The organism is Holdemania filiformis DSM 12042, from assembly GCF_000157995.1.
Taxonomy (GTDB): Bacteria; Bacillota_I; Bacilli_A; order Erysipelotrichales; family Erysipelotrichaceae; genus Holdemania; species Holdemania filiformis.
Map to the genome: position 1 here is coordinate 185,932 of NZ_GG657556.1, position 26,448 is coordinate 212,379.

Sequence of the window (26,448 nt, forward strand, 5' to 3'; positions counted from 1 at the left end):
CCTGCGGGCGCTGACGCAGCCGGGAGATGGAATTCTGATCCAGAATCCGTCTTACAGCCCGTTCCGCAAGGTGGCCGCGTTGAATCAGCGGCGCTGCGTGATCAACGAGCTGATTCAGAAGGGGGATCACTATGAACTGGATCTGGCTGACTTTGAAGCGAAGCTCAGCGAAGTCCGGATGTTTATTCTGTGTTCTCCGCACAATCCGACGTCCAAGGTATTCAGCCCGCAGGAGCTGGAAGCGATGTTGGCGCTGTGCCGGAAACATCAGGTTCTTGTGATTGCCGACGAGATTCACGCCGACTGGGTCTATGGAACGATGACGGCGGCCAGTGCTCTGGATCCAGGAGTCATGACCATTTTATCGCCAAGCAAGACGTTTAATCTGCAGGGGATGCAATGCTCGTTTCTGTTTATTCCCGATCCTGCGCAGGCGCAGGCGGTGAAACGGGAATGCGACGCGCTGGCCTATATGAACAATCAAACCTTCTCTCATGCGGCGGCGCTGGCGGCTTACAGTGAGGAAGGGGCGGCATGGCTGGCGGAAGCGAAGGCGTATGTGCAGGAAAACGCACGGGTTTTCAGCAGACTGTTAAGCGCTGCGGGCGTGCCGTTAAAGCCGATGCGGCTGGAATCCACGTTCCTGTTGTGGGTGGATTGCCGCGGCTGCTGCAAAAATGACGCGGACGTCGTCGACCTGTTTGAAAACCGCTGTCATCTCTACGGCAGCACAGGTTCGCATTATCAAACGGATTTCCCGTTTATCCGTTTAAACATCGCGGTGCCCCGCAGCGTGATTGAGGAAGCTGCGGAAAGGCTGATCCGTGCGCTTTCCGTCCGCTGAGCGAATCTGGATATACGCTTTATCAAATAGAGAAAAACCGCCGGTCTGCGCGTGCAGCCGGCGGTTTAGTGTTTAAGAGACAGCCTGCAGCCTCGCGATTAAAGGTTGCGGATGCGGTAGAAGTATTTATCAACGAGCTTGTCGTTATGGTCGGCGGCCGAAGCGTCCATGAAGGCGATGTGGCCGTTGAAGTAAACATCCGGATCAAGACCACGCTGAACAAGCAGCTCCACGGTCTGGGTCAGCACAGCGTTTTGAAGATAGACAGCCGGGATGGTCGAGGTGGAGCCGATCTTCATCGGGAAGCCTTCAATCGGAACTGCCGCGTCGCCGATCAGCGAGCAGTTGTCCAAGACTATATCGCAGACGTCTTTTAACTTTTTGCCGCTCTTATGCTTGGTCGTCAGGTAATCGCTGTATTCGACCGCCGTAATCGCGATCGTTGGAATGCCTTTTTCTTTCGCTCGCAAAGCGGCGTCGACCGGCACGATATTGTTGCCGGAATTGGAAATAATGATCATGCAGTCGTTGGGCGTGACGCGATGATAGTCGACAATGTGGCGGCCGACGTCATAGGTGTTTTCCATCAGATAACTCTTGGTGATATCAAAGGTACCGGTGACGCTCGGCTCCAGCAGGGCGGCATAGTTGGCGACGGTCGCCGCGCGCCAGAAAGCGTCCTCGATAACCAGATGGGAATGTCCCGCGCCCAATCCGTAGATCAGACCGCCCCGTTGGGAGACGTCAGCGCACAGCGCGGCGGCTTTCATGATGTTTTCGCCCTGGCTGTCCATGACCTTGGCGATGATTTCGTTCATGACGTTGAAGTAATTTTTCCAGGCTTCCATAAGAATCTCCTTTTCCTCATTGATTTCATTGTAACAACTTCGATTGTAAAAAAGAAGTCTAAAACGGAATAAAAAAACAAAATGAAAGAATTTACAAAATGTAACAAATTGAAACTTAGTTTTCATAGAAAATCGCGAAGAAAGGTCTTGAACAAAAAATGAAATCGGTTACAATAAAGCTATAAAGAACCAAGACCGGAATGGAGTGAAACATCATGAACCAGAAGAAAGGCTTAGTTTTTGTTGCCCCTCAAAATGGAGATGTTAGAGCTGAAGGTGTTTTCGGCGGGGTTCTTTTGGAAAAAATCAGTTGTTTTTAAGATGGATTTAGACTGTCCATCTTTTTTGTCTACAAAACGGTCGGCTGCGGAGAAATCCAGCGCCGAAACGGTACGGTCAGGCAAAGAAGAGAGGCGTCGGATCCGCTACGCCTGAATGAAGGAACCTGAAAAAGCCGGCGGCGGAAAGCATACAATACGGCGGCAGGGACCAGAGTTCAGGAATACTCTCCTGATGAGAATCAGCGGGGGGTTCCGGGTTTCGGAATGGTGCGCAGGAAGTTCAATGTTTGATGAATAAATAAAAGGAGGAATTCATTATGGATCAAACAAACAAAGAGTTCTGGGATGCGGCGGCAGCCGGCGATTTCGCGAAAGTCTGTGCCTGTGTTTCCAAAGGGGCAAACGTTAACGTTTCCAACGGCGACGGCCGGACAGCTTTGATGCGCAGCGCCAAGCGCGGTTACGAAGATATCGTTCGATTCCTGCTGGATAACGGGGCGAACGTCCGGGCCCGCGACGTCAACAATAAGACGGCGTTGATGGGAGCGGCGAAAAAAGGGCATCTGGGCATCGTAAAGATGCTGGTGGAAGCTGGATCCGACGTGAATTCACATGATGATAACGGCCGGACTTCCCTGATGCGGGCTTCGTTCTTAGGTCAGAGCGAGGTCGTCGAATATCTGGTGGACAACGGGGCCAATGTCAATGCCCGCGACAGTAAGGGCCGCACAGCGCTGATGGAAGCGGTTCTGGCGTGCAAAGTCGACGTGATTAAGTATTTGATCGAACATGGCGCAGACATCAACATGCAGGATAATGCGGGCTGCACCGCGTTGATGAGAGCGAGCTACGGCGGTTATGTCGATCTGGTTCTGTATCTGCTGGATCAGGGCGCGGATAAGAGCATCAAGGATTTCCAGGGCAATCTCGCGATTCATTATGTCCGCGAGCACTGCTTCGCTGAGCTGAAAGAGCATCTGAAGTAGGGGGAAGCGGTATGAGAGATTATTTAGCGAATGAAGTCCGCAACATCGTTCTGATGGGACACAGCGGCGCGGGCAAGTCCAGCGTCGTGGAAGCTGCATTATATTTTACCAAGGCGACTGACCGGCTGGGCAAAACGATCGACGGCACCAGCGTTATGGATAACGACGCCGAAGAAATTAAACGGGGACTGTCCGTCTATACCTCGATCGCACCGGTGGAATGGAAAGAATGCAAGATCAACTTTATCGATACACCGGGTTATCTGGATTATGAGGGCGAAGCGCAGTGCGGCATCGCGGTCGGCGATAATGCGCTGATCGTTGTCGGCGCCAAGGACGGCGTGGAATCAGGTACGGAAAAGGCATGGAAAATTGTAACCCGCAAGAAATTGCCGACAATTTTCTTCATCAATAAGATCGACGAGGAAAATGCTTCGTTCGATCAGACCTACAACCAGCTGCGTGAACATTTCGGCAAGACGGTCATTCCGTTTGAGGTTCCGATTCAGCGCGACGGCAAAGTCGTGGGATCCGTAAACATCCTGCGTAAGAAAGCATGGTATTACGACGACCGGACAACGCCGAAAGACGTACCGGATGAATTGAAAGACATCGTTGAGGAATATTACAGCCAGATTGCGGAAGCAATCGCAATGGCGGACGACGAGCTGATGGAAAAATTCTTCAGCGGCGAAAGCTTTGACGAGCATGAAGTCGCCAAGGGGCTGCGGATCGGTGTGCGCAACGGCGATATCCGGCCGGTTTACTGCGGCAGCGCCACGCAGGTCACAGGCATTGAACGACTGCTCGATCTGATCCGCGAATATTTCCCGAGCTATGCGGAAAAGGGCATGATCGAAGCGCTGGATCCGGACGGCATTCCAATTCTGATGGAAACCAACGAACAGGAAGCCTTTACGGCCCAGGTCTTCAAAACGATCATTGATCCGTTTGTCGGCAAGATTTCGTTGTTAAAGGTTATGACCGGCGTCATGAGCACAGACGCTCAGGTCTTGAACGTTCAGAAAGACAAGATTGAAAAACTGAATCAGATCTACATCGTGAAGGGCAAGCATCAGATTGCGGTCGGCAAGCTGTTTACCGGCGATATCGGCGCGGTGGTCAAGCTGCAGTTCACGGATACCAACGATACGCTGGCAACGCGTTCCAAACCGGTAACGTATGCCCCGATTGAATTCCCGAAGCCGATGCTGGGCGTTGCGATCTGGCCGAAGACCAAAGCGGACGAAGACAAGATGAGCATGGGCCTGCAGCGGATGTGCGAGGAAGATCCGTCGATCCGGCTGGACAAGAACAAAGAAACCAAGGAAACAGTGCTGTACGGCATGGGTGTGCAGCACATCGACGTCATTTTAAGCAAGCTGAAATCCAAATACAAGGTGGAAGTCGATACGACAGAACCGAAAGTCCAGTACCGTGAAACGATTCGCGGAACGGTTACCGCAGAAGGCAAACATAAAAAGCAGTCCGGCGGTGCGGGACAGTACGGCCATGTTTTCGTTAAATTTGAACCGTGCGACGGCGATGAGATGGTCTTTGCGGAGTCTGTCTTCGGCGGCGCGGTACCGAAGCAGTATTTCCCGGCGGTCGAAGCGGGGCTGCGTGAATGTATGGAAAAAGGCGTGCTGGCCGGATACAAGGTTGTCGGCGTGAAAGCGACGTTGACTGACGGATCTTACCATGAAGTCGATTCCAAGGAAATCGCATTTAAAGCGGCGGCGCGTCTGGCTTATAAAGCGGGCATGCCGAAAGCCAAGCCGATTCTGCTGGAACCGATCGGCAAGGTTGAAGTTCTGATTCCGGAGGAATACACCGGCACGATCATCGGTGATTTCAATAAGCGCCGCGGAATTATCCTGGGCATGGATCTGGTCGATGAAAAAGAACAGAAGATCACTGCGGAAGTCCCGATGGCGGAAATGATGAAATATTCGACAGAACTGCGTTCGATGACGCAGGGCCGCGGATCGTTCGTCATTGAATTCGACCGGTACGAACCAGCGCCGCAGCCGATTGCTGATAAGGTAATCAAAGCCGCGAGCGTTGCGAACGAAGAAGACTGAATCCGTAGAGAATGACAAGGGATCGGACAAGCTCCGGTCCTTTTTTGTGTCCGCAGCTTTGTTAACATGAACGGGATTAACGAAAACCGGTTTCTTCGCAGGACTTCTTGTGGGATGACAGGCTTTCCTCTGCTTTCTTTGCGTATCAAAAAAGCTGGTCAGCGGCCAGCTTTCTTAGCGTTATCCTTTTTTCTCCTGCAGGGTGATGGTCAGCTCAACGATCTTGCCGTCCCGTTTGACGGTGACTTCAAGCTGATCGCCGACCGAACTGTCGTTGAGTATCGTTGTGACGTCGGAAATCGCTTCAATCGCCGTTCCGTTTATCGAAACGAAGCAATCGCCCGGCTGCAGCCCGCCGGCGGCGGCACTGGAGTTTTCGACCACCGATTGGACGTAGACGCCCGGCGTTTTATATCCGTACTGAGCGGCCAGCTGCGGGCTTGTCAAATCCAGAGCGGTGACGCCTAACGAAACCCGTCCGCCCACATATCCCTGGGCGATCAGATCTTCAATGATCGGCTTCGCATCGTTGATCGGAATCGCAAAGCCCAAGCCCTCGACGTCTTCGCCCGAGGATTTGGCGACGACGATGCCGACCAGCTCGCCGTCAGCGTTGAACAGGCCGCCGCCGGAGTTGCCCGGGTTGATGGCAGCGTTGGTCTGAAGCAGATTCCGGCGTTCGTTGTTCAGAATGATTTCCCGATCGAGGGCGCTGACGATGCCGTCGGTAACGGTGCCGCCCAGCTGACCTAGCGGATTGCCGACAGCCACAACCGGTTCGCCGACCGACAGAGAATCGGAATCCCCCAGAATCGCCGGGGTCAGACCGGAAGCTTCAATCTTGATTACACCGATATCCATTTTGGAATCGGTAGCGATCAGCTGAGCTTCGTAAGTTGTGCCGTCGTGCAGCGCAACCGTGATCGCCCGGGCATCCTGAATCACGTGATTGTTAGTGACGATGTAGCCATCTTCAGAAATGATGACGCCGCTGCCGGCGCCTTCGGTGACAAACTGCCGCAGAAACAGGCTGTTGGTGACCGATTCGGTGCGGATCTCCACGACGCTGTTTTGCGTCAGCGCCGCGACGGAAGGGATATTGATCGAGGTGACAGGGATGTTTTCAAGATTCTGAGGCCGGCGTTCCACACTTTGTACGACAACGCTGCCTTTCTGGCTCTTAGCGGCCAGCGTTCCGGCAGAAAAGCCGATCACGCCGGACAAGAATGCACAGGCAGCCAACCCGATACGGAAGGTTCTTTTCATCGACCGCAGTTCTTTTCTGACCGCTGCGGTTTCGGAATCTGAGAATTCGTGATCGAACATTTTTATTTCCTTCTTTCTTATCGTCTTTATTATAGGAAGAATCCGTGAAGTTTGTGTGAAGAAATCGTAAACTTTCCTTGACGTAAGCCGACTTTTCGGGCGAAATGTCTAAAAAAGTAAGCGGCAGCGGAATTCGCGTTTGGAACACCGGTGCTGCCGGATAAAAAAATACGCGGTTAGTCGCGTATTTCCTGAATGGATTTGGCGATCGTATGCGTGATCGGACTCCATTCGATTTTCTTGAATAATGCTTCAATCGCGATGGGAACATAAGTAAAGATGAAGATCGGGAAGGTGAAGGTATACAGGATTTTCTTCACTGCGCTGCAATGGATGTTATCCCATTCCGTGACGGTTGTCAGGATGCCGAAAGCATACAGGATCAGATAGTAATTCGTGACGGAAGCGGTGATCGCGCCCAGCGTTACGGATAAGACTTCCGGATCGCGCTGGATGAATAACGTCCACAACAAGGCCAGCGAGTTGATCAGCACGCTGAACAGGGAAACGAACAGGGCCGGGGCAATCGTCATCGTCATGTCATAGCTGCTGAAATCATGTTCTTTGAAAATCCGCTTGACCAGCGCCTGGCCATACTTGCCGAAAACCTGATAGAACCCCTTGGACCAGCGCAGCCGCTGCTTCCAGGATTGTTCAAACGTACACGGTTGTTCGTCATACAGCACCGCGTCGCCGCAATAGCCGATCTTTAAACCGTGCAGGACGCTGTCCACAGAGAATTCAATATCTTCTGTTAATAAATGGTGCTTCCAGCCGTTGTTGGCTTTAACGATCTGATTGGAGATCATAAAGCCGGTGCCGGAGATCGCGCAGCTGGAGCCGCACATCATCCGCGCCTGGTTCAGATATTTCGATTCCCGCAAAAACCACAGGGAATAACCCGCGGAAATCCAGTTGGAATCGTAATTCTTGGAGTTGCGGTAACTGGTGATGATCGCATAACCGGAATCAAAAACTTTGTTCATTTCCCGAATATAGTTCGGATCGAGCAGGTTATCGGCATCAAAGACGAAATAAGCTTCAAACCAGTCTTCCGGATATTCTTTCATGATGTGTTTGAACGCGTAATCCAGCGCGTAGCCCTTGCCGACTTTGAGCTGATTGAAGCGCTCATACACCACCGCGCCTTCTGCCTGGGCCAGCTCGGCTGTGTTGTCCGTGCAGTTATCCGCAACGACAAAGGCCGTGACTAAGCCGTCCGGATAGTTCTGCGCCTTAATGCTCTGAAGCAGTTCGCGGATGACCGTCGCCTCATTGCGCGCGGCGATGATCACGCCGTAGCGGTGCATCTGCTTCGCTTCCGGGGTGGGTTTCTTTTTGCCGCACAAGACGACCCCGGCATAGATGATCTGATATAAATAGAGAAGCAGGAATAAAATAAATATTGTAAAATTGAATGCGTTTAAACTTTCTAGCATATTCATGGTCCTTTCTTCGGATTCTCACCCTGTAAAAAGCAGCACCGCCTGATGCGGATGCTGGATTCTATTTTAAACGGCTGAAGAAGAAATGCAATCTCTGTGAAGAAAAATTCACATTCGTCATGAAAGTTTTTGTTTGTTTTAAGAAAAATGTAAGAAACTTTCAGACTTCTTAAGAGATAAGCTCAGACCTTAGTATAGCTACAGAATGTCCTCAATTATACATAAAAAACCTGAAAAAATTCAGGTTTTGCATGAGATTTCATGATTTTTTCATCGAAAAGGAGAAAAAAGCACTGGTCAGCGCAATGCCCAGGGCCAGCGCGCCGGCACAGCCCAACGTGTGAATTCCCGTTTCCAAGGCGGTCATCGTATTGCCCTGGATGATCGCGAGCATCGTATAGTACATGCCGCCGCCGGGAACTAAGGGAATCAGAGCACAGATCAGAAACGTCGTGACCGGAGTTTTCATACGCCGGGCAAGCAGCTCGCTGACCAGGCACAGTCCGCAGGCAGCCAGAAACATTGCCAGCACTTCGCCGCCGCGGACCTGCATCACCAGTTCATAGATCAGACTGCCCAGCGTACCGGTAAGCGCCGCGGCCCAGAGCTTTTGACCATGAATATTAAACAAGATGCCGAATCCGATTTCCGCCAGGAAGGCGCCGATCAGTTTGATTACCATAACGGATTGCCTCCCAGCATCATCCACAGGCTCATGACTAAGCCGGGACCGAGCGCTACGGCAATTGCGATCAAAACGGCTTCAACCCCGCGCGTCATGCCGGAGATCAGATCGCCGGACAGACTGTCGCGGATCGCGTTGGTAATTGCCAGGCCCGGCACCAGCAGCATCAGGCAGCCGATGATCAGCGCGTCTAAGGACGGCGCCAAACCGATCTGGTTCAAGCCGATTGCCAACAGCGCGGTAAGCGCCGAGCACAGGCTGATCGCAAAGAAAGACGGGAATTGACGTTGTTCTAAAACCGAACTGCATCCTTCAATCAGGCCGCCGATGACCAGCGCGCAGCACAAGTCGGAAAACCGGCCGCCGAAGAACAAGGTGAATCCCCCTGCGCCCAGTGCCCCAGCTGCGATCCGGCGTGAAAGCGAGTAGGGACGAAGCCGGGCGATCGCGCGCAGCTGCGCTAGAAATTCGTCCAGCGACAGCGTTTTGCTTTGGCGGGAGAGCGTATTGATCCGGTCGATGCGGTCGATATCCAGACCGCGCGATTTGATCCGGACAATTTTACTGACAGACCGTCCGCCGGCGACAATCGTAACGAAGATGCCGGTCGGCAGCACGATGCTGCTGGCTTCCTGAGCGCCGTAATTCAGACAGATCCGGCAGATGGTATCCTCGACGCGGTAAATCTCCGCACCGCTTTCCAGCAACAGCTGACCGGCGTAGGCCGCGCTTTGCAGCAGCTGATCAAAATCGTGGGTCATCGCCCGGTACCTATGCTTTCCTGATCACGGAGAATCTGTTCGCCGACACGCAGGCCGTCGATCGCCGCCGACACGATCCCGCCGGCATACCCCGCGCCCTCGCCCGCCGGATACAGACCGGGCGTGGTTAAGCTCTGAAAGGATTCATCCCGCAAAATCCGCACCGGCGAGGAAGAGCGGGTTTCCACACCCGTCATGAGTGCGTCGGTTTCGATAAATCCGGGGATTTTCTGATCAAAATAAAGCAGTGCTTCCGCTAACGCGCGGTTGATCGACGGGGAAAACAACGAATGCAGATCCGTCATCGTCACCCCGCGGCTGTAGCTGGGAAGCACGGTCCCGTAATTGCAGGAAGGGCGCGCCGCCAGATAGTCCGCGATCCGCTGGCATGGTGCTTTGCCGCAGCGGCCGCCCAGGATCCAGGCCTGGTGTTCAAGCTCCTGCTGATAACGCATCCCATCCAATACCCCCTCGCCGAAGTCGCTGCGGCGCACCTGCACTAACAGGGCGCTGTTGGCGTTGGTCTGATCGCGGGCGTATTCACTCATCCCGTTGGTGACGATCGCTTCGTCCTCGCTGGCGCTGGCGACGACGGTGCCGCCCGGACACATGCAGAACGAGTAGACGCCGCGGCCTTCCTGCGTCTGGCAGGTCAGCCGATATTCCGCGCTTTTTAACCGCGGGTGGCCGGCGGCTTCCTTATATTGATTCTGATCGATCAGTTTCTGCGGATGCTCGACGCGCACGCCGACCGCAAAATCCTTGGCTTCCATCGCGACGTTGGCTTCGTGCAGCATCGTGAACGTATCGCGCGCGCTGTGGCCGAGTGCCAGCACCAGCTGGCGGCAGGCGATCCGCTGATCTCCGGCCTGGATCGCGCAGATTCCGTCGGCGTCGGTGAAAATCCCGGTCATCGGCGTGTTAAAGCGGACTTCGCCGCCCAGCCGCTGGATTTTCAGCCGGATATTTTTGACGATCTGCCGCAGCCGGTCGGTACCGATGTGAGGGTGCGCCTGATAGCCGATCTCCGGATCGGCCCCGGCTTCAATCAGCTCGTCGGTGACTTTGACAATCCGCACGTCCTTGACGCGCGTCGTCAGCTTGCCGTCGGAAAAAGTACCCGCGCCGCCTTCGCCGAACTGCACGTTGCTTTGCGGATTCAGCGCCCCGCCTTGCCAATAGGCTTCGACGTCCTTGACGCGCTGATCGACGTCCGCGCCGCGTTCCAGCACGATCGGACACAATCCCGCCTCGGCTAACAACAACGCCGCAAACATGCCGCACGGGCCGAAGCCGACGACGACCGGCCGCTCTTTGCCATGAGTCAGAGGACAGGGCGGCTGGTAGATATACGGCTCAGCCGCGCTGACGTGAGGCAGCTTCTTTTTGAGAATCTGCGCTTCATCCGGTGTTTCGACCAGGACGGTATAGACAAACCGCAGCGGTTTCTTGCGCGCGTCCAGCGATTCCTTCACGATTTTCCAGGACGTCAGACGACCCGGGCGCAGCCGCAGTTTTTTCATAATCAAAGGTTCCAGGCTCTGCGGATTTTCATCCAGCGAAAGCTGTAGATTGGATATTTGCAGCATGGTTGATCAACTCCTGTTCTCCATTATAACAAATCTTATGACGGTGTGCGCTCTTTGCTTGACGAATTTTTCAAGTTCGTTACAATGAAAGAGAGAGAATCACGAAAGGAGTCTTCCGTATGAATCAAGCGACACAATTTCGCCGGGATCTGCATCAGATTCCGGAAACCAGCTTCACTGAATTTAAAACCAAGGAGTATGTTGTTTCCGTCTTAAAAACATTGCATTGCGAGGTCATCGAGCTGTTGGAAACCGGCGCGGCCGCCTACTTTGACGCCGGCCGTCCTGCGACGCTGGCCTATCGCGCCGATATGGACGCACTGCCGATCCAGGAAGAAACAGGGCTGGACTTCGCTTCGCGTCATCCGGGAAAGATGCATGCCTGCGGTCACGACGGCCACATGGCGATGCTGCTGGGATTGGCCCAGGAGCTGGATCAGCTTGACCGCAGCGGTTGGAAAAACAACATCCTGTTAATCTTTCAGCCGTCGGAGGAAACCGTCGGCGGCGCCAAGCCGATCTGCGATACCGGAATTTTTGAAAAGTACAACGTCAAGGCGATCTTCGGCACGCATCTGTGGCCGTTTATTCCGGCCGGTTCCATCGCCAGCCGGCCGGACGAGATGATGGCGCATGCCAGCGAGGTCACGGTCACGGTCAAGGGCAAGAGCACTCACTGCGCCAAGCCGGACGAGGGCATCGACGCGCTGGCGATCGGCGCGGAATTGTTATGCCGCCTGTACGCGATGGAAAAGAAAATCGCTCCGAATCAATACCGGATCTTAAAATTCGGTAATTTCCACGCCGGCACCGTGCGCAACATTCTGCCGGAAACCGCTGTGCTGGAAGGCTCCTACCGGTCGTTTCAGGACGCCACGTTCGACTGGATGATCGATCAGACGAAGGCGATCATGCGCCAGCTGGAACAGGAAACCGGCTGTCAGATCGTGTTTGATTATACGGAAGGCTATCCGGCCGTGATCAACGACGCCCCGCTGTTTGCGAAGGCGCAGGCGCTTCTGCCGCAGCTGCAGGTGCTGGACAAGCCGGAAATGATCGCGGAGGATTTCGCGTTTTACCAGCGGAAAATCCCAGGCGTGTTCTTCTTCTTAGGCACGGGCACGGGCATCGCGCTGCATAACTGCCATTTTAATTTTGACGAACAGGTGCTGCAGGAAGGGATTAAAACCGATCTGGCGCTGATGAACATCGATCTGTAAATATAAGAACGCAGGAAGGCTGAGTTGCGACTCCGCCTTTTTTATTTATTGTGAATTGAAATGTTTTCTGCTTTTTCAAAAGATCAGCGTAAAGGTTAAAAAAGGCAGCGGACTTTCCGGGTAAACAGTAAGAAGCAGCCATACTAAAGAGGAAGAATAATGATAAATAAATCGGAAAAGAGGGGTGTCATGAAAAAAATTGCGGTGATCACCGGTGCGGACAGCGGGCTGGGCCGGGAATATACGCAGCTGATTCTGGAAGAAGCGGATGTCGATGAAATCTGGGCGCTGGCCAAAACGCCGGCCCGGCTGCAGCGGCTGGTTCAGGATTTCGGAGCCCGGATCATTCCAGTTGAAATCGACCTGACGCAGTTGGATGCTTTGGCGGATTTTCATCGTCGGTTGAGTCTGGAAAAACCGGAGATCCGCTGGCTGATCAACAACGCGGGGATCGGCAAGTTCGGCCCGTTTGAAAAGCTGGAAGCTTTGGAAGCGGCGCGGATCGTCGATCTCAACTGCCGCGCGGTCGTGGAAATGACGTGGAACTGCCTGCCGTACATGCTGGCGGGCAGCCGGATCGTCAACACGGCTTCGCAAGCCGCCTTTCAGCCGCTGCCGTATTTTAACGTATACGCGGCAAGCAAAGCGTTTATCGACCGGTTTTCTCTGGCGTTAGCCGTTGAGCTGAAGCCGCGGGGAATTGCGGTCACTTCCGTTTGTCCCTGCTGGATGAGAACGCCGTTTATCACAAAGGCGCAGACCTCCGCGAAACCTGATGTTACGCGAAGGTTTCCGATCACGGATCCCTCTCCGGTCGCCCATCTGGCGCTCGCTGACAGTAAAAAAGGCCGGACCCGGTCGGTTTATGGGACGTTGACCCGCTTGAGTATTCTGGGAGCGAAGCTGCTTCCAGCCGGAATCGTGATAGCGGTCTGGCTGATCCAGCAGGGGTTAAGCGGAATTCCGGCTTTTCCCTGGCACAAATCTCAAAATCATGCCGATGGGGAACAGGTTAGCCGGCTGCCTGCCTTAGCGAGGACCGGCAAAGCAGCGAATTGAAATTCCTGAAAGAAGCAGAAAGAGTTTCAGAAAAATTTCATTTCCTGCTTGACAAGATTCCGCTTCGGATTTATCATACAGTCATTGATATAACAGCGATGAAAAGAAAAAGTAAACCTGAACTGCTCGTCCAGAGAGTTCCCGGTCGGTGCAAGGGAATATGAGAAACAGGTTGAACACATCTTGGAGCAATTCACCGAACGAGGAATCAAGTAGGCTGGATCGGAACCTGTACCCGTTATCGTACTAGAGTATAGAAGTTTTGTACTCGAAGAGGCTGGATTTCGTGAGGAATTCAGTGAATTAAGGTGGAACCACGAAGGGAAAAACGACCCTCTCGTCCTTAGCTATAGGACGAGAGGGTTTTTGTTTTAGCGGCGCGGGCTGAAACGCATCCTTTTCGGGATTCAATTTCATTTCATGCTATATCAAAAAAGAAAAAAGGAGAAATGAAAATGAAAATCGGAAAATTAGGCATGGGTTTGATCGGCTTGGCCCTGGTGGCCATGACGGGCTGTCAGAGTGCCGCCAAGCCGCAGGAAGACAGCTGGAGCGCACTGGAAGCGAAGGGCAAGCTGGTCGTCGGGATTGACGATACGTTTGCGCCGATGGGCTTCCGTGATGAAAACAACGAGCTTACCGGCTATGATATCGAAATGGCAAAGGCCGTTTCAGAAAAGCTGGGACTGGAATTTGAATTCCAGACGATCGACTGGTCGATGAAGGAATCTGAGCTGAACGCCGGCAACATCGACCTGATCTGGAACGGGTATTCGATTACGGATACGCGCAGGCAGCAGGTGGCGTTCTCCGAGCCGTATCTGGAAAACCGTCAGCTGATCATCACACTGGCCGATTCGGCAGTCAGCACCAAAGCGGATCTGGCAGGGAAAACGATTGCGGTTCAGAAAGAATCGAGCGCCTTGGAAGCGGTCAGCGCCGATACCGCGTTGACTTCCACGTTAAAAAACGGTGCGCCGGAGGAATTCGATACGAATATCGACTGCTTTATGGATCTGGAAGCCGGCCGTTCGCAGGCGATCGTCGTCGACGAGGTGTTGGCGCGGTATGTGATGAAACAGCGCGGTCAGGAGAAATATAAGGTGCTGGACGAAAACTTTGGAACGGAACAATACGCAGTCGGCATGCGCAAGCAGGATACGACGCTGCTGGAAAAAATCAACGAAGCGATGAAAGCGTGCAATGAAGACGGCACGACGGCGGCGCTGAACGCCAAGTGGTTCGGGGAATAGACATGCTGAAACAGATCCTGCCATCCCTGTTAGCCGGGGCCGGGGTCACGCTGCAGGTGTTCTTTGTCACGCTGATGCTTTCGCTGCCGCTGGCCTGTCTGCTTCAGGCGCTTCAACAGTTTTCCGGCCGCGCCTTAAAACCCTTGTTTCGCGGCTACATCACGCTGATGCGGGGGACGCCGCTGTTATTGCAGCTGATGTTCATCTTCTTCGGCATGCCGTATCTTGGTCTGACGCTGAGCCGGGAAATGTCGATCTATATCGCGTTTACCCTGAATTATACCGCTTATTTTATCGAGATTCTGCGCGGAGCGTTAAGCGCGGTCGATCCCGGCCAGGCGGAAGCCGGCAAGATGCTCGGATTCTCCCGCCGGTATATCTACTTCCGGATTCAGCTGCCGCAGGCGCTGCGCACGGCGATGCCTGCGATTGGCAACGAAGTTCTGAATCTGGTCAAGGACACGTCGCTGATCTATGTGCTGGGGGCCTCTGAGCTGCTGAAAGCCGGCCGTTCCGCGGTCAATACCTACGCGACGGCGCTGCCGTTTGTTTTCGTCGGGATTCTCTATCTGGCGATGTGCGGCGGATTCAGCTGGATTCTGGGCCGCATTGAGAAACGCATCAGTTATTATTAGGAGGGCAACTCATGAGCTGCATTGCAGAAAATTGCGCTAAGACCTTCGGCGCGGCGCCGGTCTTTGAAAAGGTGTCGCTGCGCGTGGATCCGGGCGAAATCGTGTGCCTGATGGGCCCTTCCGGGGCTGGGAAAACCACGCTGCTGCGCTGTCTGTGCGGACTGGAACTGCCGGAGAAAGGCACGATTTCTCTTTCCGGCACGGTGCTGTGTCAGGATGGCCGCTGGCAGTCGCCGGTCCAATACCGGCAGAAGATCGGGCTGGTGTTTCAGAACTGGAACCTGTTTCCGCACTGGACCGTCTTACAGAATTTGATCAAAGCGCCGGTTCATCAGAAACGAATGAGCGCGGCGGAAGCTGAAAAAAAAGCCCGCAGGCTTTTAGAACAGCTGAATTTAGCGGAGAAGGCGGACGCCTATCCCAACGCGCTTTCCGGCGGACAGAAGCAGCGGGCCGCGATCGCGCGGGCCTGCATGCTGGCGCCGGAAATCCTGTGCTTCGATGAACCGACCAGCGCGCTGGACGAACAATCGGCGCTGGAAGTAACCCGCATCATCCAGTCGCTGGCTAACCAGGACGGTCTGGGGATTCTGGTTGTGACCCATGACGAACAATTCGCGCGCCGCACCGGGACGCGTTTAGTCCGGCTCAGCGAGCTTCAATCCAATTCATGATCGTGAATCGTATCCATCAGGGAAGCGCTCAGGCACATCGTGCCGGGCGTTCCTTTTTTTGTGGCAAACGGGATCAGCCGGTAGTCCGGCGTCTTGGACAGCCGGCCGGTTTCGTCGACCACGCTGAAGCGGGCAAAGTCTTCCCCGATGCCGGTTCCCGACCATTTGACGACGCTTTCCTTCGCCGTCCAGATCTGGAAGAAGGCTTGTGGATGCTGCGTCAGCCAGGCTTGTTCCAGCGGGTGGAAGAAACGCCGGGCGATAGCTTCCTGACGGCAGCCGCGAATCTGTTCGATGTCGATGCCGACCGGAGCGCTGGCGATCAGACACACCCATTCCGACTGGCAGTGAGAAAGGCTGAAATGCAGCGCGGGCAGATCGGCAAAGAACGGTTTGCCATGAATATTGACGCTTTTCTGAACCGGGACAAACGGCAGAAGCTGCTGCTCCGCCAGCCAGGACAACGCCTGGTTTAAGCGCTGCGCGCTGTTGCTTCCGCTTAAGTCAGCGCAGAAGCGCCACAGTCCGGGAAACCCTTCAGTCATGCGCGCCCAGGCGGGTCAGCGTCGTCAGGATATCCTTGACATTGCGGATCTTGCGGATTTCGCGGACATTGATCTCGACGTCGAAGGTTTCCTCCAGAGCGGCGACGATATTGACGATATCGAAGGAATTCAGCTGTAAATCGCGGACCAGGTCGGTCTGGGCGCTGACGCCCGGCTGGCCGGTTTCCGCGATGATGATCGCGATGATTTTCTCAAGCATGGACGGGATTACCTCTTTTCTAGGATGGTGCTGCGTTTGATTTTTTTAGTCGCCGTTTTTTCAAATTCCGAATCGCGCAGCTTGATCATCTGGATTTGTTTATAGACCGGCAGCGTTTCGTTGATCTGATCGATCTGTGTCTGCAGCTGTTCCAAAATCTCATAGGACGACATCCCGGCGGTCAGCTCAGGATCCGGATAAACCATCAATGCCAGCCGCACGTCGTCGGCGTGGGATGAGGAGCTCAGCCCGAAGGCCATGACTTCCTTGATCAAGGGCAGCGAACTCACATAACTTTCAATTTCTTCCGGAGAGACCTTTTTTCCGTTTTTAAACACGATCAGATTTTTCTTGCGGCCGGTGATCGTCAGGTGTCCGTTTTTGTCCAGACTGCCCAAATCGCCGGTCATAAACCAGCCATCGTCAAAGGCGGCGGCAGTCAGTTCCTCATTTTTATAATATCCCTGCATCAGCGAAACGCCCTGAACGAGAATTTCACCGTCCTTGAGCTTCAGCTTGTAGCTGGGCAGAACATGACCGACAGTATCGACACGGCGGTCCTTATTGCGGTTAACGGCCAATAACGGCGAGCATTCCGTAATCCCATAGCCCTGGATGATCTGGAAGCCGAACGCCTCCATCTCTGCGCCGATGGAGGCCGACAGGTGCGCGCCGCCGCAGATGATCAAGGACAAATGTCCGCCGAAGGCCTCGCGGATCGGCTGTAAGAACGCGGGATGCAGCGTGATGTTGAATTTGCGGCCGAGCTGGAACAGTTTGATATACTTGCGCATGGCTTCTTCCTTGCCTTGCTTGCGCAACGTCCGCCAGATATTCTGATGAAGCGTCTCGACGATCAGCGGAACGGCCATCATCGTTTCCGGCGCGAAGGTTTTTAAATCGCGCATCATCGTTTTTAACGAGCCGTTGACGCCGACCGTGCTGCCGTGCAGAAGCATGTTGATGACGGAACAGGTCAGGCCGTAAGTGTGGTAGAAGGGCAGCGAGGTGAAGACCGTCGACCCCACGGCGACCAAGCGCATCGAGTCCGCGGCATTGGTAAGAATACCAACCTCGGACAACATTACCGGCTTGGAGGTGCTGGTTGTGCCGGAGGTGTAGACGATTGAAGCGGTAAAGGTTTCTGCGTGATCGGGAAATGACCAGCCGCCCTGATGGCGCGCCGTTATCGCCTGTCCCTGAGCCCCCAGCGCTGCCAGCGCGCCTTTGCCCTCTTTTTCCATGAGGATCAGCTGCTTCAGCCGGGGATTCTCCTGACATAACAGGCTGCCGACCGGCTCAAAGGCCGGGGAGAGGAAGCACGCCGCGCAGTCCGCCTGAAGGATCATACTGCGCAGCACGTCGTCGGATTGCTCGATATCGATGCACACGGCGGTACGGCCGCTGACGATCAAAGCGAAGTAAACAAGCAGCCATTCGATACTGTTTTCGCTGAGGATCGCGATGTTGCCTTCCGGCAGCGACAGCCGGAAGGCTTCGCTTAACGCCTGGACGTTTTGCTTCAGCTGGCTGAAGGTCAGACAGCGGCGTTCGCCCTTGGGGGAGTAGCTGACCAGCGCTTCTTTTTCACCAAAGCGGCGGCTTGTGCCTTCGAGAAACTGGCGGAAGGTGGCATAGCTGTCGGCGGGGTAATAGGCATAATTTTTCATCGTGAATTCCCTTTCCTAAAGTTCGTGGAATGTCCATTCCAGCTGCGCGTGGATCTGAGCATAGTCGTTTAAGATTTCGATAAAATCGTCAACCAGCTCGGGATCAAACTGCGTCCCCTTGTTGCGGATCAGTTCGGCGCGGGCCTGATCGAGCGAAAGCGATTGGCGGTAGGCACGGAACGAAGTCATCGCGTCGAAAGCATCAGCGACGGCGATCATCCGGGATTCCAGCGGAATCTGCGTACCGGCTAATCCGTCGGGATAGCCCTTGCCGTCCCAGCGCTCGTGATGGCTGCGGATGATGCCGGCGATTTCCTGGAAGAAACTCATCGCGGAAAGAATCTGACAGCCCAGCTCGCTGTGGCGGCGGATCTGCGCATATTCCTCCTCGCTTAACGGTCCCAGCTTGGTCAAAATGGAATCCGGGACGCCGATCTTGCCGACGTCATGGAACAGGCCGGCCAGACGGATCCGCTCCAGCCGCTGCGGATCCGGAATCCGCTTTTTGGCCAGTAAGGTCGTATAGTAGCTGACGCGGTCGGAATGGCCGCGGGTGTAAATATCTTTGGCCTCGACCATCAGCCGGACGGCCGTGATCGTTTCCATGTAGCTGGCTTTAAGCTGCTTGTTCGTTTCCTTCAGCTGATCGTTGCGGCTTTGTAAGACGGTATGCAGAATCATCCGCGCGATCGCCGAGCCGGCCTGGCGGCTGTAAAGCGTCAGCAGCTGGATCAATGTGTCGGCCGGAGCCTGTCTGAAATGAATTCCGATCATGCCGAGGAAATGCCCGCTTTCATCATGCAGCGGCAAAGCCAGGCGCTGCTCGCACAGATCCGGCTGACGGGAAGATTTAATCCGCTGGATCGCATCGAGGAAATGCGGGTAATACAGCCGCATAAACTGCGCGGCATCCAGCTCATAGTCGCCGCTGCCGCTTAATAACAGCGAGGAAACCAGCGACACTTTTTCGCTGAAGGCGGGAATATTCTGCGGATTGAGCATCACGAAGACGTCGTCTTCCTGACATAAGGAACGCACCTGGCCGACAATCGCGGCGACCAGCTGCTGTGGATTCTGATCCTGATACAACGTCGTGACGTCGTTTAGAATTTCATTGAGTCCGTCACGGTAGCGGCGGATTGTCTGCATCTGGCGGATCGACTTCACGCAGGACTCAACCAGCAGCTCCAGCTGATCGAATTTATCGCTTTTTTCATAGTAGCCCTGGATATCCAGCTCGCGGATCGTCTTGACCGGCGGCGCCAGATCCTTGTGGCCGGTTAACAGGATGATAAACAGGTCGGTGTTGAACTTGCGGATCTCCTCGACGACCTTGTCGCCGCAGATCGGATTCATCAGAAAGTCCAGCAGCAGGATGTCATAGTGATCCAGACGGATCTTCTCAATCGCCCGCAGCGGGTTGCTTTCGATATCGACGGTGTAGCCGCAGCCTTCAAAATAAGCGCGCAGCGCCAGTGTGATCATTTCGTCGTCGTCCAGCACCAGCAGACGGAACTCGTTATGGATCTGACCTTTTCGATTTTTACGCATCAAAAGGGACTCCTTTCTTCAGATTTCAGGGGTGTTTCTTCCTGGAGGACTTCGCTGTTGAGCGGAATCGTGAAACCAAACACGGCGCCGCCGCCCGGGTTATCGTTAAACCACAATTCGCCGTCAAATTTCCCCTGGATCAATGCCTTGGACATATACAGGCCCAATCCGGCCCCGGCCGTGCCCTTGGAGGTGATCATTTCCTTTAATAAATGACGGCGCACAGAATCGGAGATGCCGCTGCCGTGATCACTGACGGAGAGCGAGAGCTGGCCGTCTTCCTGCCAGATTTTCAAATGGATGGTGTGGTCGGACTGCGGCAACTGGGCGTCGATCGCGTTGGCGATGAAGTTGTTGACGATCTGGACAAGGTTGTTGATATCCCCGTGCAGCATCACTGAAGGCGGCACGTTGTTTTCGCTGACGAGCTGGCAGTTGTGAACGGTCAGCTCGTGACGCATGAGCAGCGTCGTTCGCCGAAGCAGCTCCTCGGGCGTGAAGGTGATCTTATCGGAGGCGTTCATGTTGGCAGCCTGGCCTTTCACGGCTGTGATGATGTCGGACATGTAGGAACACGAATCCTTGCAGCGGTGAATCCAGTCTGTCATCTCCTGGGCGATTTCCCTGTAATCTGCCGGGGTCACGTCGGGATCGCCGAAGCTGCGCTGACATTCGTCGACTAAATCGTTCATGGCGTTGAGCGCCCCGGCAATCGACATGATCGGCGTTTTCAAGTTGTGGGCGATGCCGCCGACCATCTGGCCTAACGATGCCAGCCGCTCCCGTTCCATCATCCTTTTTTGGGAGTTCTGTAAGCTTTGCATGCTTTCCTTCAGCTTGGTAACGTCCTTGTAGATGACGCTGAACCCGACGATCGCTTTGTTCATGATCAACGGTGTGACCTCGACCATGTAGTAATGCAGGCGGCCGTCGGCGACGATCGTCTGTTCATAAGCGATTGAGCTGCGGCTTTCCCGTGCGGATTCGACGGAGCTGATCAGATTGTAGACGGCCGTCATTGCGCTGGGATCATGATCGCGGTGAATGTTGATCAGCGGCTTGTTGATCTCAATCCCGCAGCGGCTGCCGATAATCTGGGCGAAGGGCTGATTGTAGTTGAGCACCAGCCCGGTTTCGCTGAGGATCAGATAACAGTCGGAGATCCAGTCGAGGATGTGCTGCGTCGCAATCGGCGTGATGTTCAAGAAGTTCAGCTTTTCAATCGCGATGCCATGAAAGATGACCGTAAACACAAAACTGATCGGTGTCGCGGCGATCGAGAGGTCGAGGACCTTCAGTGTCGCAAGCATACTGACGACTAACGGAATCAGCGTGCCCAGGGAGAACATGACGGCCTGCTGCATATACAGGCGGTTATTGCTTTTGAACGCGAAATGCAGAATGATGACGATTGCGGCGATCATGCACAGGTAGCTGTAGCCGCCGCTGATATACATATAAGGGCCGAAGACCACTTCGCTGGCGATGACGCTGAAATGCTTGTAATGCAGATGATGCAGCGGATTCGTCCAGATCATCACGTTCGTCAGCAGCGGAACGAGAAACAGTCCGCGGACACGTTTGGGCAGCTGATCATAATGATGCGTGAAGACCAGCGTGATCAACAAAAGCAGCACCGGCGCCAGACTCGTGCCGAAGTTGGACAGCGCGTCCCAGACGTAAAGCATGATTTCATCGCCGGGCGCGGTAAAGCGCATGCCGATCAGGGCGATCATCCATTCGATCAGAATCATCGAGAACGCGACGTAGATCTTATTGATCAGGTGGCTGCGGTTTGTGCGCAGGTTGCGCGAAACGATCAGCACCAGACCGATAATCGAGATATAAAAGGTAATCAGAGCGCCGTTGGTTATCATTGGGTTTCACCTCGTTTCTGACAGAAGCAGGCCAGCTCGCGGTCAATCCGCGGAAACGGCCAGCGGTAGCCTTCCGCTTCCAGTGCCTTCAGCGTCATTGCGGCGTCGGGCTGGATTCGGACGGGTTGTTTTTCCAGCTGGTTGAGCTGTTCGATCAGACTGCCGATCACAGCGCTGCCCGATTCCGCTTCCCGCCGCAGCGCCAGAGCGAAGTGTTCGTCGTCGACTACAGGCAGCTGCGGAAAAATCGCCTGCAATGTCAGCGGATGCGGATTCATCAGATGTAAAACGGTGAGATCGCTGTGCAGGCCGGCGACTGCCGCCTGCGCGCATTCATCGACCGCTGTCACCTCCAGCGTCCTCTGCGCCAGCGCCGGATTCAGACAGCCGACCTGCCGCAAAGCCTGACACAGCCGCCAGAAGGCGTTGGTTTGCGGGTGGAGCTGGAACTGACCATCCCGATGCCGTCCGCATAAGCGGCCTAAGCGCAGGAGCCGTGCCGGCTGTCCTGCTTCGATCGCCTGGCAGACAGCTTGTTCAGCCAGAAATTTACTTTCGATATAGAGGTTCTCATTCCAATTTTGGCCGATATCAAGGTCGGTTTCGCAAAAGCTTGCCCATTTCTGCGGATCGGCGGGCAGGTAGGATCCGCTGACGCTCAGCGTCGAAACATGGATCAGCGGGATGCGGAGGTCCCCGGCGAACGCTAACAGATGCCGGGTACTATCAACGTTGGCGGCCAGGAAGGCATCGCGGCGGCCATAGTGACTGACCTCGGCGGCGCTGTGCACGATGCAGGTCAGCGAAGTCGGCAGCGACGCCCGCTCGGCTGCGGACAGTCCCAGATCAGGGCGGGTCAGATCGCAGTGCAGGCAGACGAGCTGGTCTTTGTAACGGCTGACCCATTCCGGGCCGAACAAGGCCTGCGCTTTTTCCAACAACGCGGCTGGATCAGAACGCGACAGGACGACGATCGTCTCAGATAACTTCTGTTTCAATAGCACGTCGATGAGATGCAGACCGAAGAAGCCGGTACCGCCGCTGATCAGCGGGCAGCGCCAGTCGATGGCGGCCTGGGATTTCAAAGGAAATCGGACAGGGGGCTCGTCGGTGAATGTCTTCGCTTGTTTTTCCGGCTGAATTCGCCGGCGCTGTTCGGCCAGCGTCGGATATGCGTAGAACTCCTCCAATGTCAGATGCAGGCCGCGATTGTAATATTCCGTCAATAACGTCAGGGCGCCCAGCGACGTGCCGCCCTGTTCGAAAAACGATTGGTTTTCATCCACATCGCTGCGTTTTAGTACTTCCCGCCACAGGACGGCCAGATCGGTGGAAACGGTCTTTTCCTGAACCGGCGCGGCAGCCGCAGATTCGCTTTTTTCAGAAACCCGCGGACGATCAGGTTCGCCGGACGAGTCGATCAGCGCCGCTAATGCACGCCGGTCGGTTTTGCCGGAGGCGGTCAGCGGCAGATGATCCAGCCACGTCAGCGAGGACGGGATCATGAACTCCGGTAGGGCGGTTTTTAAAGCCTGCCGCCAGTCTGTTTCCCCGCTGCCCGAAGCAAACGCGTGCAGCGAGAGCACCTCGTGATTCTGAATGCGCGGGATAACGGCACATTCGCGGATGCCTGCCAGCTGTAAAAGCTGCTGCTCAATTTCCTGCAGCTCGATGCGGTGGCCGTTCAGCTTGATCTGATCGTCGCGCCGGCCAAGATATTCCAGCTTGCCTGTCGTATTGACACGCGCCAGATCGCCGGTGAAGTAAAACCGCCGCTGAGGTTCTTGCGGAGCCTGAACGAACGCCGTGTTTTTATCGGGAGCGTTGATATAGCCCAGTCCGACCCCGATCCCGCCGATCACCAGCTCGCCGGCCTGCATCGGCAGACAGCGTTGGTGCGCATCATCTAGAATATAAGTTTCATAATTGGCCAGCGGTACGCCGAGAGTAACCGGGGAGTGAGAAACTTCATCCCATGTGGCGTACACCGTGGTTTCCGTCGGACCGTAGCAGTTCAGAATCCGGGCTTGGGTGCAGGCCGCGGTCCGGCGCACTAACGGTGCGGGCAAGGCTTCCCCGACATGAATGATCGTTTTGACGGAGGTCAGCGCTTTCCGGAACGCAGCGTCGGCCATGTTCATCTGCATTCGCGTCGGCGTGAACTGGACGAAATCACAGCGTTCATTCTCAATCAGCGCCGCCAGCTCCCATGGAAAGCGCAGCTGGGATTCATCGGCGATCACGACGGTCATGTCCAAGGCCAGGGCAACCAGACTTTCGGTCAGGAAGACGTCGAAGACCGGATTGGTCGCGCAGAGCGCCCGCCGGCATCCGCCGATCAGCGGCCGCATTGATTCCAGAAACGCCGCGGTGTTGCGGTAAGTGATCTGCGTGCCTTTGGGCATCCCGGTGGAGCCGGAGGTAAACAAGCAATAATGCACGGCGTCCAGCGGCCGGTCCGGCGTCTTGGCCAGCGGCCCCTGAGCGAAAACGGAACACGAAGGAAGCGGCAGGTTCAGTTTTTCTAATAAAGCGGGCGAGCCGACGATCAGATCGGCCCCCGCCTGATTCAGCATGGTTGCGATCCGGGCTGAAGGAAAGTCGGGATCCAGCGGGACATACGCCCGGCCGCAGTGCATCAGCGCCAGCATCGCGATAAACAGAGGCTCGCCCCGCTCGCACAGAATTCCGGCCGGTCTGTTCGATGCCCTCTGCATCAGGGCACCGGCCAGCCGGTCAGCCTGCTCGATCAGTTCGGCAAAGGTCGTCGTTTTCTGATGAAAGCGCAGCGCCGGCTGATCCGGATGCAGCAGCGCCCGCTGACGGATCTGGACGTCCAGCGGCAGTCCGCAATACGGCACGCGCAGCGCGTTGGGAACGTCCAGGCAGCGGCAGCGGTCCAGCGGCGCGAGCACATCCAGTTCCGTCCAGACTGGATCTTCTTTCGTAAAGGTCATGACGATGTGTTCCAGACTGCGTTGGTAGAACCGGATCGTTTCCTCGCGGTAGCGCTGGTTCTCAAATTCAAAGCAGAAATGCCAGCGCTCCGTTTCCCAATAAACCTCCGCGGTTAACGGCAGCTTGCTTAATCCGGTCGGGGCGGGCTGATAACCTAAGGGCTGCCCCGCTAAGCGCAGCTGGTCCGCCGCGATCGGCCGCAGCGAAAACATCATGTCGAAGACGGCGTTGCCGCCGGCCTGCCGGGGCAGATTGAGCATCCGGATCAGATCTTCCAGACCGACGGCCTGATGATCCTGGATCGCCGCAAGCTGGTTCTGTACCCGCATCAGCAGTTCGCTGATCCGCATCTGAGGCTCAAATTGAAATGATAACGGCAGCGTATGCATGAATAATCCCGGCATCGCCTGCGTTGCGGCCTGCGTCCGGCCGCTGACCGGCATTCCGAGAACGACCCGGTCGGTTTGATTCCAGCGGGCCAGCTGGAGCAGTACGGCGCTGGCAAAGACGGTGGCCGGGGTCAGCTGTTTGGCAGCGCAGAACGCCCGGATTCTTTCTGAGTCCTCCAGACTCAGATCAACGACGAGCTGGCTGCCGCCGGGATGTGTCTGTTCCCGCCGGTCCTGCGGCAGAAGCTGCGGTTTCGGCAGCGGCGTCAGCGTCTTTTGCCAGAATTCAAGGTCTGCTTCAGCCGGCCCGTCCTGCATCGCCCAGGCCGCATCTTTATAAGTGAGCGGTGTTTTCCGGGATTCTCCGCGGTACAGCCGGTCAAGATGATCAAGCAATAACGGTGTCGTCAGTCCGTCGCTGATCAGATGATGCATGTCCAATCCCAGCGCCCAGCCGGCTTTGCGATGAATGAAAGCGGCGGTAAACAGCGGCGGCCTGGCCAGATCCATCGGTCGGATCAGCGCTGCGGGATCCCAGTCGGGTCCCGCTTCGATGCTTTCGACATGGAAGCTGACGGTTTGATGAATCTGCATTTTAATTTCCCCGCCGTCCAGGACAAAGCCGGTGCGCAGCAGTTCTTCTTCCTGAACCAGTTGGCCTAACGCCTGACGTAAGCGGTCGAGATCGAGGTCCGCGGGCAGCGTGAACAAGCCCGGCATGTGATATGCATCGTTTTCCGGATCGGCAAGCAGATCCGCCAGAATCGCTTTCTGTTGAAAGCTCAGCGGATAGAATGCCTGCCTGGGGGCTGGCTGCAGCTGTGGCTCCACGGCAGACTGACCGCCGTCGAGCACTTCACCAATCGCCGCGGCGGTGCGCAGGTGATAAAGATCCGCCGTTTTTAAACGGACCTGAAATTTTTCTTCGATTAAGCTTAACAATTCCATCGCGATCAGGGAATCTCCGCCGGAAGCGAAATAATCGCTGTCCAGCTGCAGATCCGGCCGCTTTAAGAGCGTTCGCAGCTGATCGAGCAGCCAACGCTGAGCGAAGGACGCATCGGCGGTGTTCTCCGTTTGCGGGGATGGCGTCAGCGGCGGCAGCCGGTCGGGATCCAGCTTGCCGTTAGCCGTGAGCGGCAGAGCGTCGACCGCAATATAAACGGAGGGAACCACCGGTACGGGCAGCTGCTCCATCAACGCCCGCCGCAGTCCAGCCGGATCGACCGGCTGATCGCTGACGATGTAGGCCGCCAGCGTGCGGTCATTTTGAAGCACGACCGCGGCGTTTTGAATGTGCGGCAGCCGGCTTAGCTGAGCGGCGATTTCCTGCGCTTCGATCCGGTATCCGCGCACCTTGAGCTGTTGATCCCGGCGGCCGGCGATGACGATTTCCCCGTCCTGGGTCCAATAAGCCAGATCGCCCGTACGGTAGGCTCGTTCTCCCTGTAAACAAGCCAGTGGCTGAAAGCGTTCCCGCGTCTTATCCTCGTCCTGGTCATAGCCCAGCGCCAGGCAGGAACCGCTGATCCACAGCTCGCCGATACA

At 55.4% G+C, this 26,448-nt stretch carries 20 protein-coding genes and 1 other annotated feature; of the genes, 8 read left to right on the forward strand and 12 right to left on the reverse strand.

Going from position 1 to position 26,448, the window contains the following annotated elements; all coding sequences use genetic code 11:
• Window positions 1–844 (forward strand): MalY/PatB family protein (locus tag HOLDEFILI_RS06760; protein ID WP_039864223.1); only part of this gene is annotated, 844 nt, incomplete at its 5' end.
• Between the two features lie 98 nt (window positions 845–942).
• Here HOLDEFILI_RS06760 and HOLDEFILI_RS06765 read toward each other — a convergent pair.
• Window positions 943–1,692, reverse strand: coding sequence for a sugar isomerase domain-containing protein (locus tag HOLDEFILI_RS06765; protein WP_039864224.1), 750 nt, complete (start codon window positions 1,690–1,692; stop codon window positions 943–945).
• Between the two features lie 598 nt (window positions 1,693–2,290).
• On the opposite strand from HOLDEFILI_RS06765, the gene HOLDEFILI_RS06770 reads away from it, so the two are divergent.
• Together HOLDEFILI_RS06770 and fusA are read left to right on the forward strand one after the other, a co-directional pair.
• On the forward strand, window positions 2,291–2,959 hold the full coding sequence (locus HOLDEFILI_RS06770; RefSeq protein WP_006058795.1) for an ankyrin repeat domain-containing protein: 669 nt from the start codon (window positions 2,291–2,293) through the stop codon (window positions 2,957–2,959).
• Between the two features lie 11 nt (window positions 2,960–2,970).
• Entirely contained in the window at window positions 2,971–5,043 is a 2,073-nt protein-coding gene (fusA, locus tag HOLDEFILI_RS06775; RefSeq protein WP_006058796.1) for an elongation factor G, read from the forward strand.
• A gap of 180 nt (window positions 5,044–5,223) precedes the next feature.
• Here fusA and HOLDEFILI_RS06780 read toward each other — a convergent pair whose 3' ends face one another.
• The 5 genes from HOLDEFILI_RS06780 to HOLDEFILI_RS06800 all read right to left on the reverse strand — a co-directional run bounded on the left by HOLDEFILI_RS06780 (window position 5,224) and on the right by HOLDEFILI_RS06800 (window position 10,849).
• Entirely contained in the window at window positions 5,224–6,369 is a 1,146-nt protein-coding gene (locus tag HOLDEFILI_RS06780) for a S1C family serine protease (protein WP_006058797.1), read from the reverse strand.
• Between the two features lie 176 nt (window positions 6,370–6,545).
• Window positions 6,546–7,814 carry a glycosyltransferase family 2 protein gene (locus tag HOLDEFILI_RS06785; protein WP_006058798.1) on the reverse strand — a complete coding sequence of 423 codons (1,269 nt, stop codon included), beginning with the start codon at window positions 7,812–7,814 and terminating at the stop codon, window positions 6,546–6,548.
• A 259-nt stretch (window positions 7,815–8,073) separates the two neighbouring features.
• Window positions 8,074–8,496: a threonine/serine exporter family protein gene (locus HOLDEFILI_RS06790; protein ID WP_006058799.1), complete on the reverse strand. Its 423-nt coding sequence runs from the start codon at window positions 8,494–8,496 to the stop codon at window positions 8,074–8,076.
• Complete coding sequence (locus tag HOLDEFILI_RS06795; protein ID WP_006058800.1) at window positions 8,490–9,260, reverse strand: threonine/serine exporter family protein; 771 nt, start codon at window positions 9,258–9,260, stop codon at window positions 8,490–8,492. Before HOLDEFILI_RS06795 ends, HOLDEFILI_RS06790 begins: the two co-directional genes overlap by 7 nt.
• Complete coding sequence (locus HOLDEFILI_RS06800; RefSeq protein ID WP_006058801.1) at window positions 9,257–10,849, reverse strand: NAD(P)/FAD-dependent oxidoreductase; 1,593 nt, start codon at window positions 10,847–10,849, stop codon at window positions 9,257–9,259. Before HOLDEFILI_RS06800 ends, HOLDEFILI_RS06795 begins: the two co-directional genes overlap by 4 nt.
• A gap of 119 nt (window positions 10,850–10,968) precedes the next feature.
• Between HOLDEFILI_RS06800 and HOLDEFILI_RS06805 the strand changes: the two genes are divergently transcribed.
• The 5 genes from HOLDEFILI_RS06805 to HOLDEFILI_RS06825 all read left to right on the forward strand — a co-directional run bounded on the left by HOLDEFILI_RS06805 (window position 10,969) and on the right by HOLDEFILI_RS06825 (window position 15,690).
• Window positions 10,969–12,069, forward strand: a complete 1,101-nt coding sequence (locus HOLDEFILI_RS06805) for a M20 metallopeptidase family protein (RefSeq protein ID WP_006058802.1) — start codon at window positions 10,969–10,971, stop codon at window positions 12,067–12,069.
• A gap of 189 nt (window positions 12,070–12,258) precedes the next feature.
• On the forward strand, window positions 12,259–13,128 hold the full coding sequence (locus HOLDEFILI_RS06810) for an SDR family NAD(P)-dependent oxidoreductase (protein WP_050766933.1): 870 nt from the start codon (window positions 12,259–12,261) through the stop codon (window positions 13,126–13,128).
• Window positions 13,129–13,217: 89 nt separating this feature from the next.
• Window positions 13,218–13,476, forward strand: a binding site (T-box leader).
• 107 nt (window positions 13,477–13,583) lie between these two features.
• Window positions 13,584–14,381, forward strand: a complete 798-nt coding sequence (locus HOLDEFILI_RS06815; protein WP_039864225.1) for an amino acid ABC transporter substrate-binding protein — start codon at window positions 13,584–13,586, stop codon at window positions 14,379–14,381.
• Between the two features lie 2 nt (window positions 14,382–14,383).
• Window positions 14,384–15,016: an amino acid ABC transporter permease gene (locus tag HOLDEFILI_RS06820; RefSeq protein ID WP_006058806.1), complete on the forward strand. Its 633-nt coding sequence runs from the start codon at window positions 14,384–14,386 to the stop codon at window positions 15,014–15,016.
• Window positions 15,017–15,027: 11 nt separating this feature from the next.
• Entirely contained in the window at window positions 15,028–15,690 is a 663-nt protein-coding gene (locus HOLDEFILI_RS06825) for an amino acid ABC transporter ATP-binding protein (RefSeq protein WP_006058807.1), read from the forward strand.
• On the opposite strand, the gene HOLDEFILI_RS18290 is transcribed toward HOLDEFILI_RS06825, so the two are convergent.
• From HOLDEFILI_RS18290 to HOLDEFILI_RS06855, 6 genes are all read right to left on the reverse strand, one after another.
• A complete protein-coding gene (locus HOLDEFILI_RS18290; RefSeq protein WP_006058808.1) occupies window positions 15,675–16,235 on the reverse strand; it encodes a 4'-phosphopantetheinyl transferase family protein in 561 nt (186 codons plus the stop codon). The two genes, HOLDEFILI_RS06825 and HOLDEFILI_RS18290, sit on opposite strands and share 16 nt — an antisense overlap.
• Complete coding sequence (locus tag HOLDEFILI_RS06835; RefSeq protein WP_006058809.1) at window positions 16,228–16,455, reverse strand: acyl carrier protein; 228 nt, start codon at window positions 16,453–16,455, stop codon at window positions 16,228–16,230. Before HOLDEFILI_RS06835 ends, HOLDEFILI_RS18290 begins: the two co-directional genes overlap by 8 nt.
• 8 nt (window positions 16,456–16,463) lie before the next feature.
• Window positions 16,464–18,125 carry an AMP-binding protein gene (locus HOLDEFILI_RS06840; protein ID WP_006058810.1) on the reverse strand — a complete coding sequence of 554 codons (1,662 nt, stop codon included), beginning with the start codon at window positions 18,123–18,125 and terminating at the stop codon, window positions 16,464–16,466.
• Window positions 18,126–18,140: 15 nt separating this feature from the next.
• On the reverse strand, window positions 18,141–19,676 hold the full coding sequence (locus HOLDEFILI_RS06845; protein WP_006058811.1) for an HD domain-containing response regulator: 1,536 nt from the start codon (window positions 19,674–19,676) through the stop codon (window positions 18,141–18,143).
• Entirely contained in the window at window positions 19,676–21,553 is a 1,878-nt protein-coding gene (locus tag HOLDEFILI_RS18295) for a histidine kinase N-terminal 7TM domain-containing protein (protein WP_006058812.1), read from the reverse strand. Before HOLDEFILI_RS18295 ends, HOLDEFILI_RS06845 begins: the two co-directional genes overlap by 1 nt.
• On the reverse strand, window positions 21,550–26,448 hold a 4,899-nt coding region (locus tag HOLDEFILI_RS06855; RefSeq protein WP_006058813.1), incomplete at its 5' end, for a non-ribosomal peptide synthetase. The genes HOLDEFILI_RS06855 and HOLDEFILI_RS18295, both read right to left, overlap by 4 nt.

Coding starts and splice junctions, on each gene's coding strand:
- HOLDEFILI_RS06825 (WP_006058807.1), top strand. CDS start 15,028: ATGAGCTGCATTGCAGAAAATTGCGCTAAGACCTTCGGCGCGGCGCCG.
- HOLDEFILI_RS06835 (WP_006058809.1), bottom strand. CDS start 16,455: ATGCTTGAGAAAATCATCGCGATCATCATCGCGGAAACCGGCCAGCCG.
- HOLDEFILI_RS06810 (WP_050766933.1), top strand. CDS start 12,259: ATGAAAAAAATTGCGGTGATCACCGGTGCGGACAGCGGGCTGGGCCGG.
- HOLDEFILI_RS06840 (WP_006058810.1), bottom strand. CDS start 18,125: ATGAAAAATTATGCCTATTACCCCGCCGACAGCTATGCCACCTTCCGC.
- HOLDEFILI_RS06785 (WP_006058798.1), bottom strand. CDS start 7,814: ATGAATATGCTAGAAAGTTTAAACGCATTCAATTTTACAATATTTATT.
- HOLDEFILI_RS06770 (WP_006058795.1), top strand. CDS start 2,291: ATGGATCAAACAAACAAAGAGTTCTGGGATGCGGCGGCAGCCGGCGAT.
- HOLDEFILI_RS06790 (WP_006058799.1), bottom strand. CDS start 8,496: ATGGTAATCAAACTGATCGGCGCCTTCCTGGCGGAAATCGGATTCGGC.
- HOLDEFILI_RS06820 (WP_006058806.1), top strand. CDS start 14,384: ATGCTGAAACAGATCCTGCCATCCCTGTTAGCCGGGGCCGGGGTCACG.
- fusA (WP_006058796.1), top strand. CDS start 2,971: ATGAGAGATTATTTAGCGAATGAAGTCCGCAACATCGTTCTGATGGGA.
- HOLDEFILI_RS06795 (WP_006058800.1), bottom strand. CDS start 9,260: ATGACCCACGATTTTGATCAGCTGCTGCAAAGCGCGGCCTACGCCGGT.
- HOLDEFILI_RS06780 (WP_006058797.1), bottom strand. CDS start 6,369: ATGTTCGATCACGAATTCTCAGATTCCGAAACCGCAGCGGTCAGAAAA.
- HOLDEFILI_RS06805 (WP_006058802.1), top strand. CDS start 10,969: ATGAATCAAGCGACACAATTTCGCCGGGATCTGCATCAGATTCCGGAA.
- HOLDEFILI_RS18295 (WP_006058812.1), bottom strand. CDS start 21,553: ATGATAACCAACGGCGCTCTGATTACCTTTTATATCTCGATTATCGGT.
- HOLDEFILI_RS18290 (WP_006058808.1), bottom strand. CDS start 16,235: ATGACTGAAGGGTTTCCCGGACTGTGGCGCTTCTGCGCTGACTTAAGC.
- HOLDEFILI_RS06815 (WP_039864225.1), top strand. CDS start 13,584: ATGAAAATCGGAAAATTAGGCATGGGTTTGATCGGCTTGGCCCTGGTG.
- HOLDEFILI_RS06765 (WP_039864224.1), bottom strand. CDS start 1,692: ATGGAAGCCTGGAAAAATTACTTCAACGTCATGAACGAAATCATCGCC.
- HOLDEFILI_RS06800 (WP_006058801.1), bottom strand. CDS start 10,849: ATGCTGCAAATATCCAATCTACAGCTTTCGCTGGATGAAAATCCGCAG.
- HOLDEFILI_RS06845 (WP_006058811.1), bottom strand. CDS start 19,676: ATGCGTAAAAATCGAAAAGGTCAGATCCATAACGAGTTCCGTCTGCTG.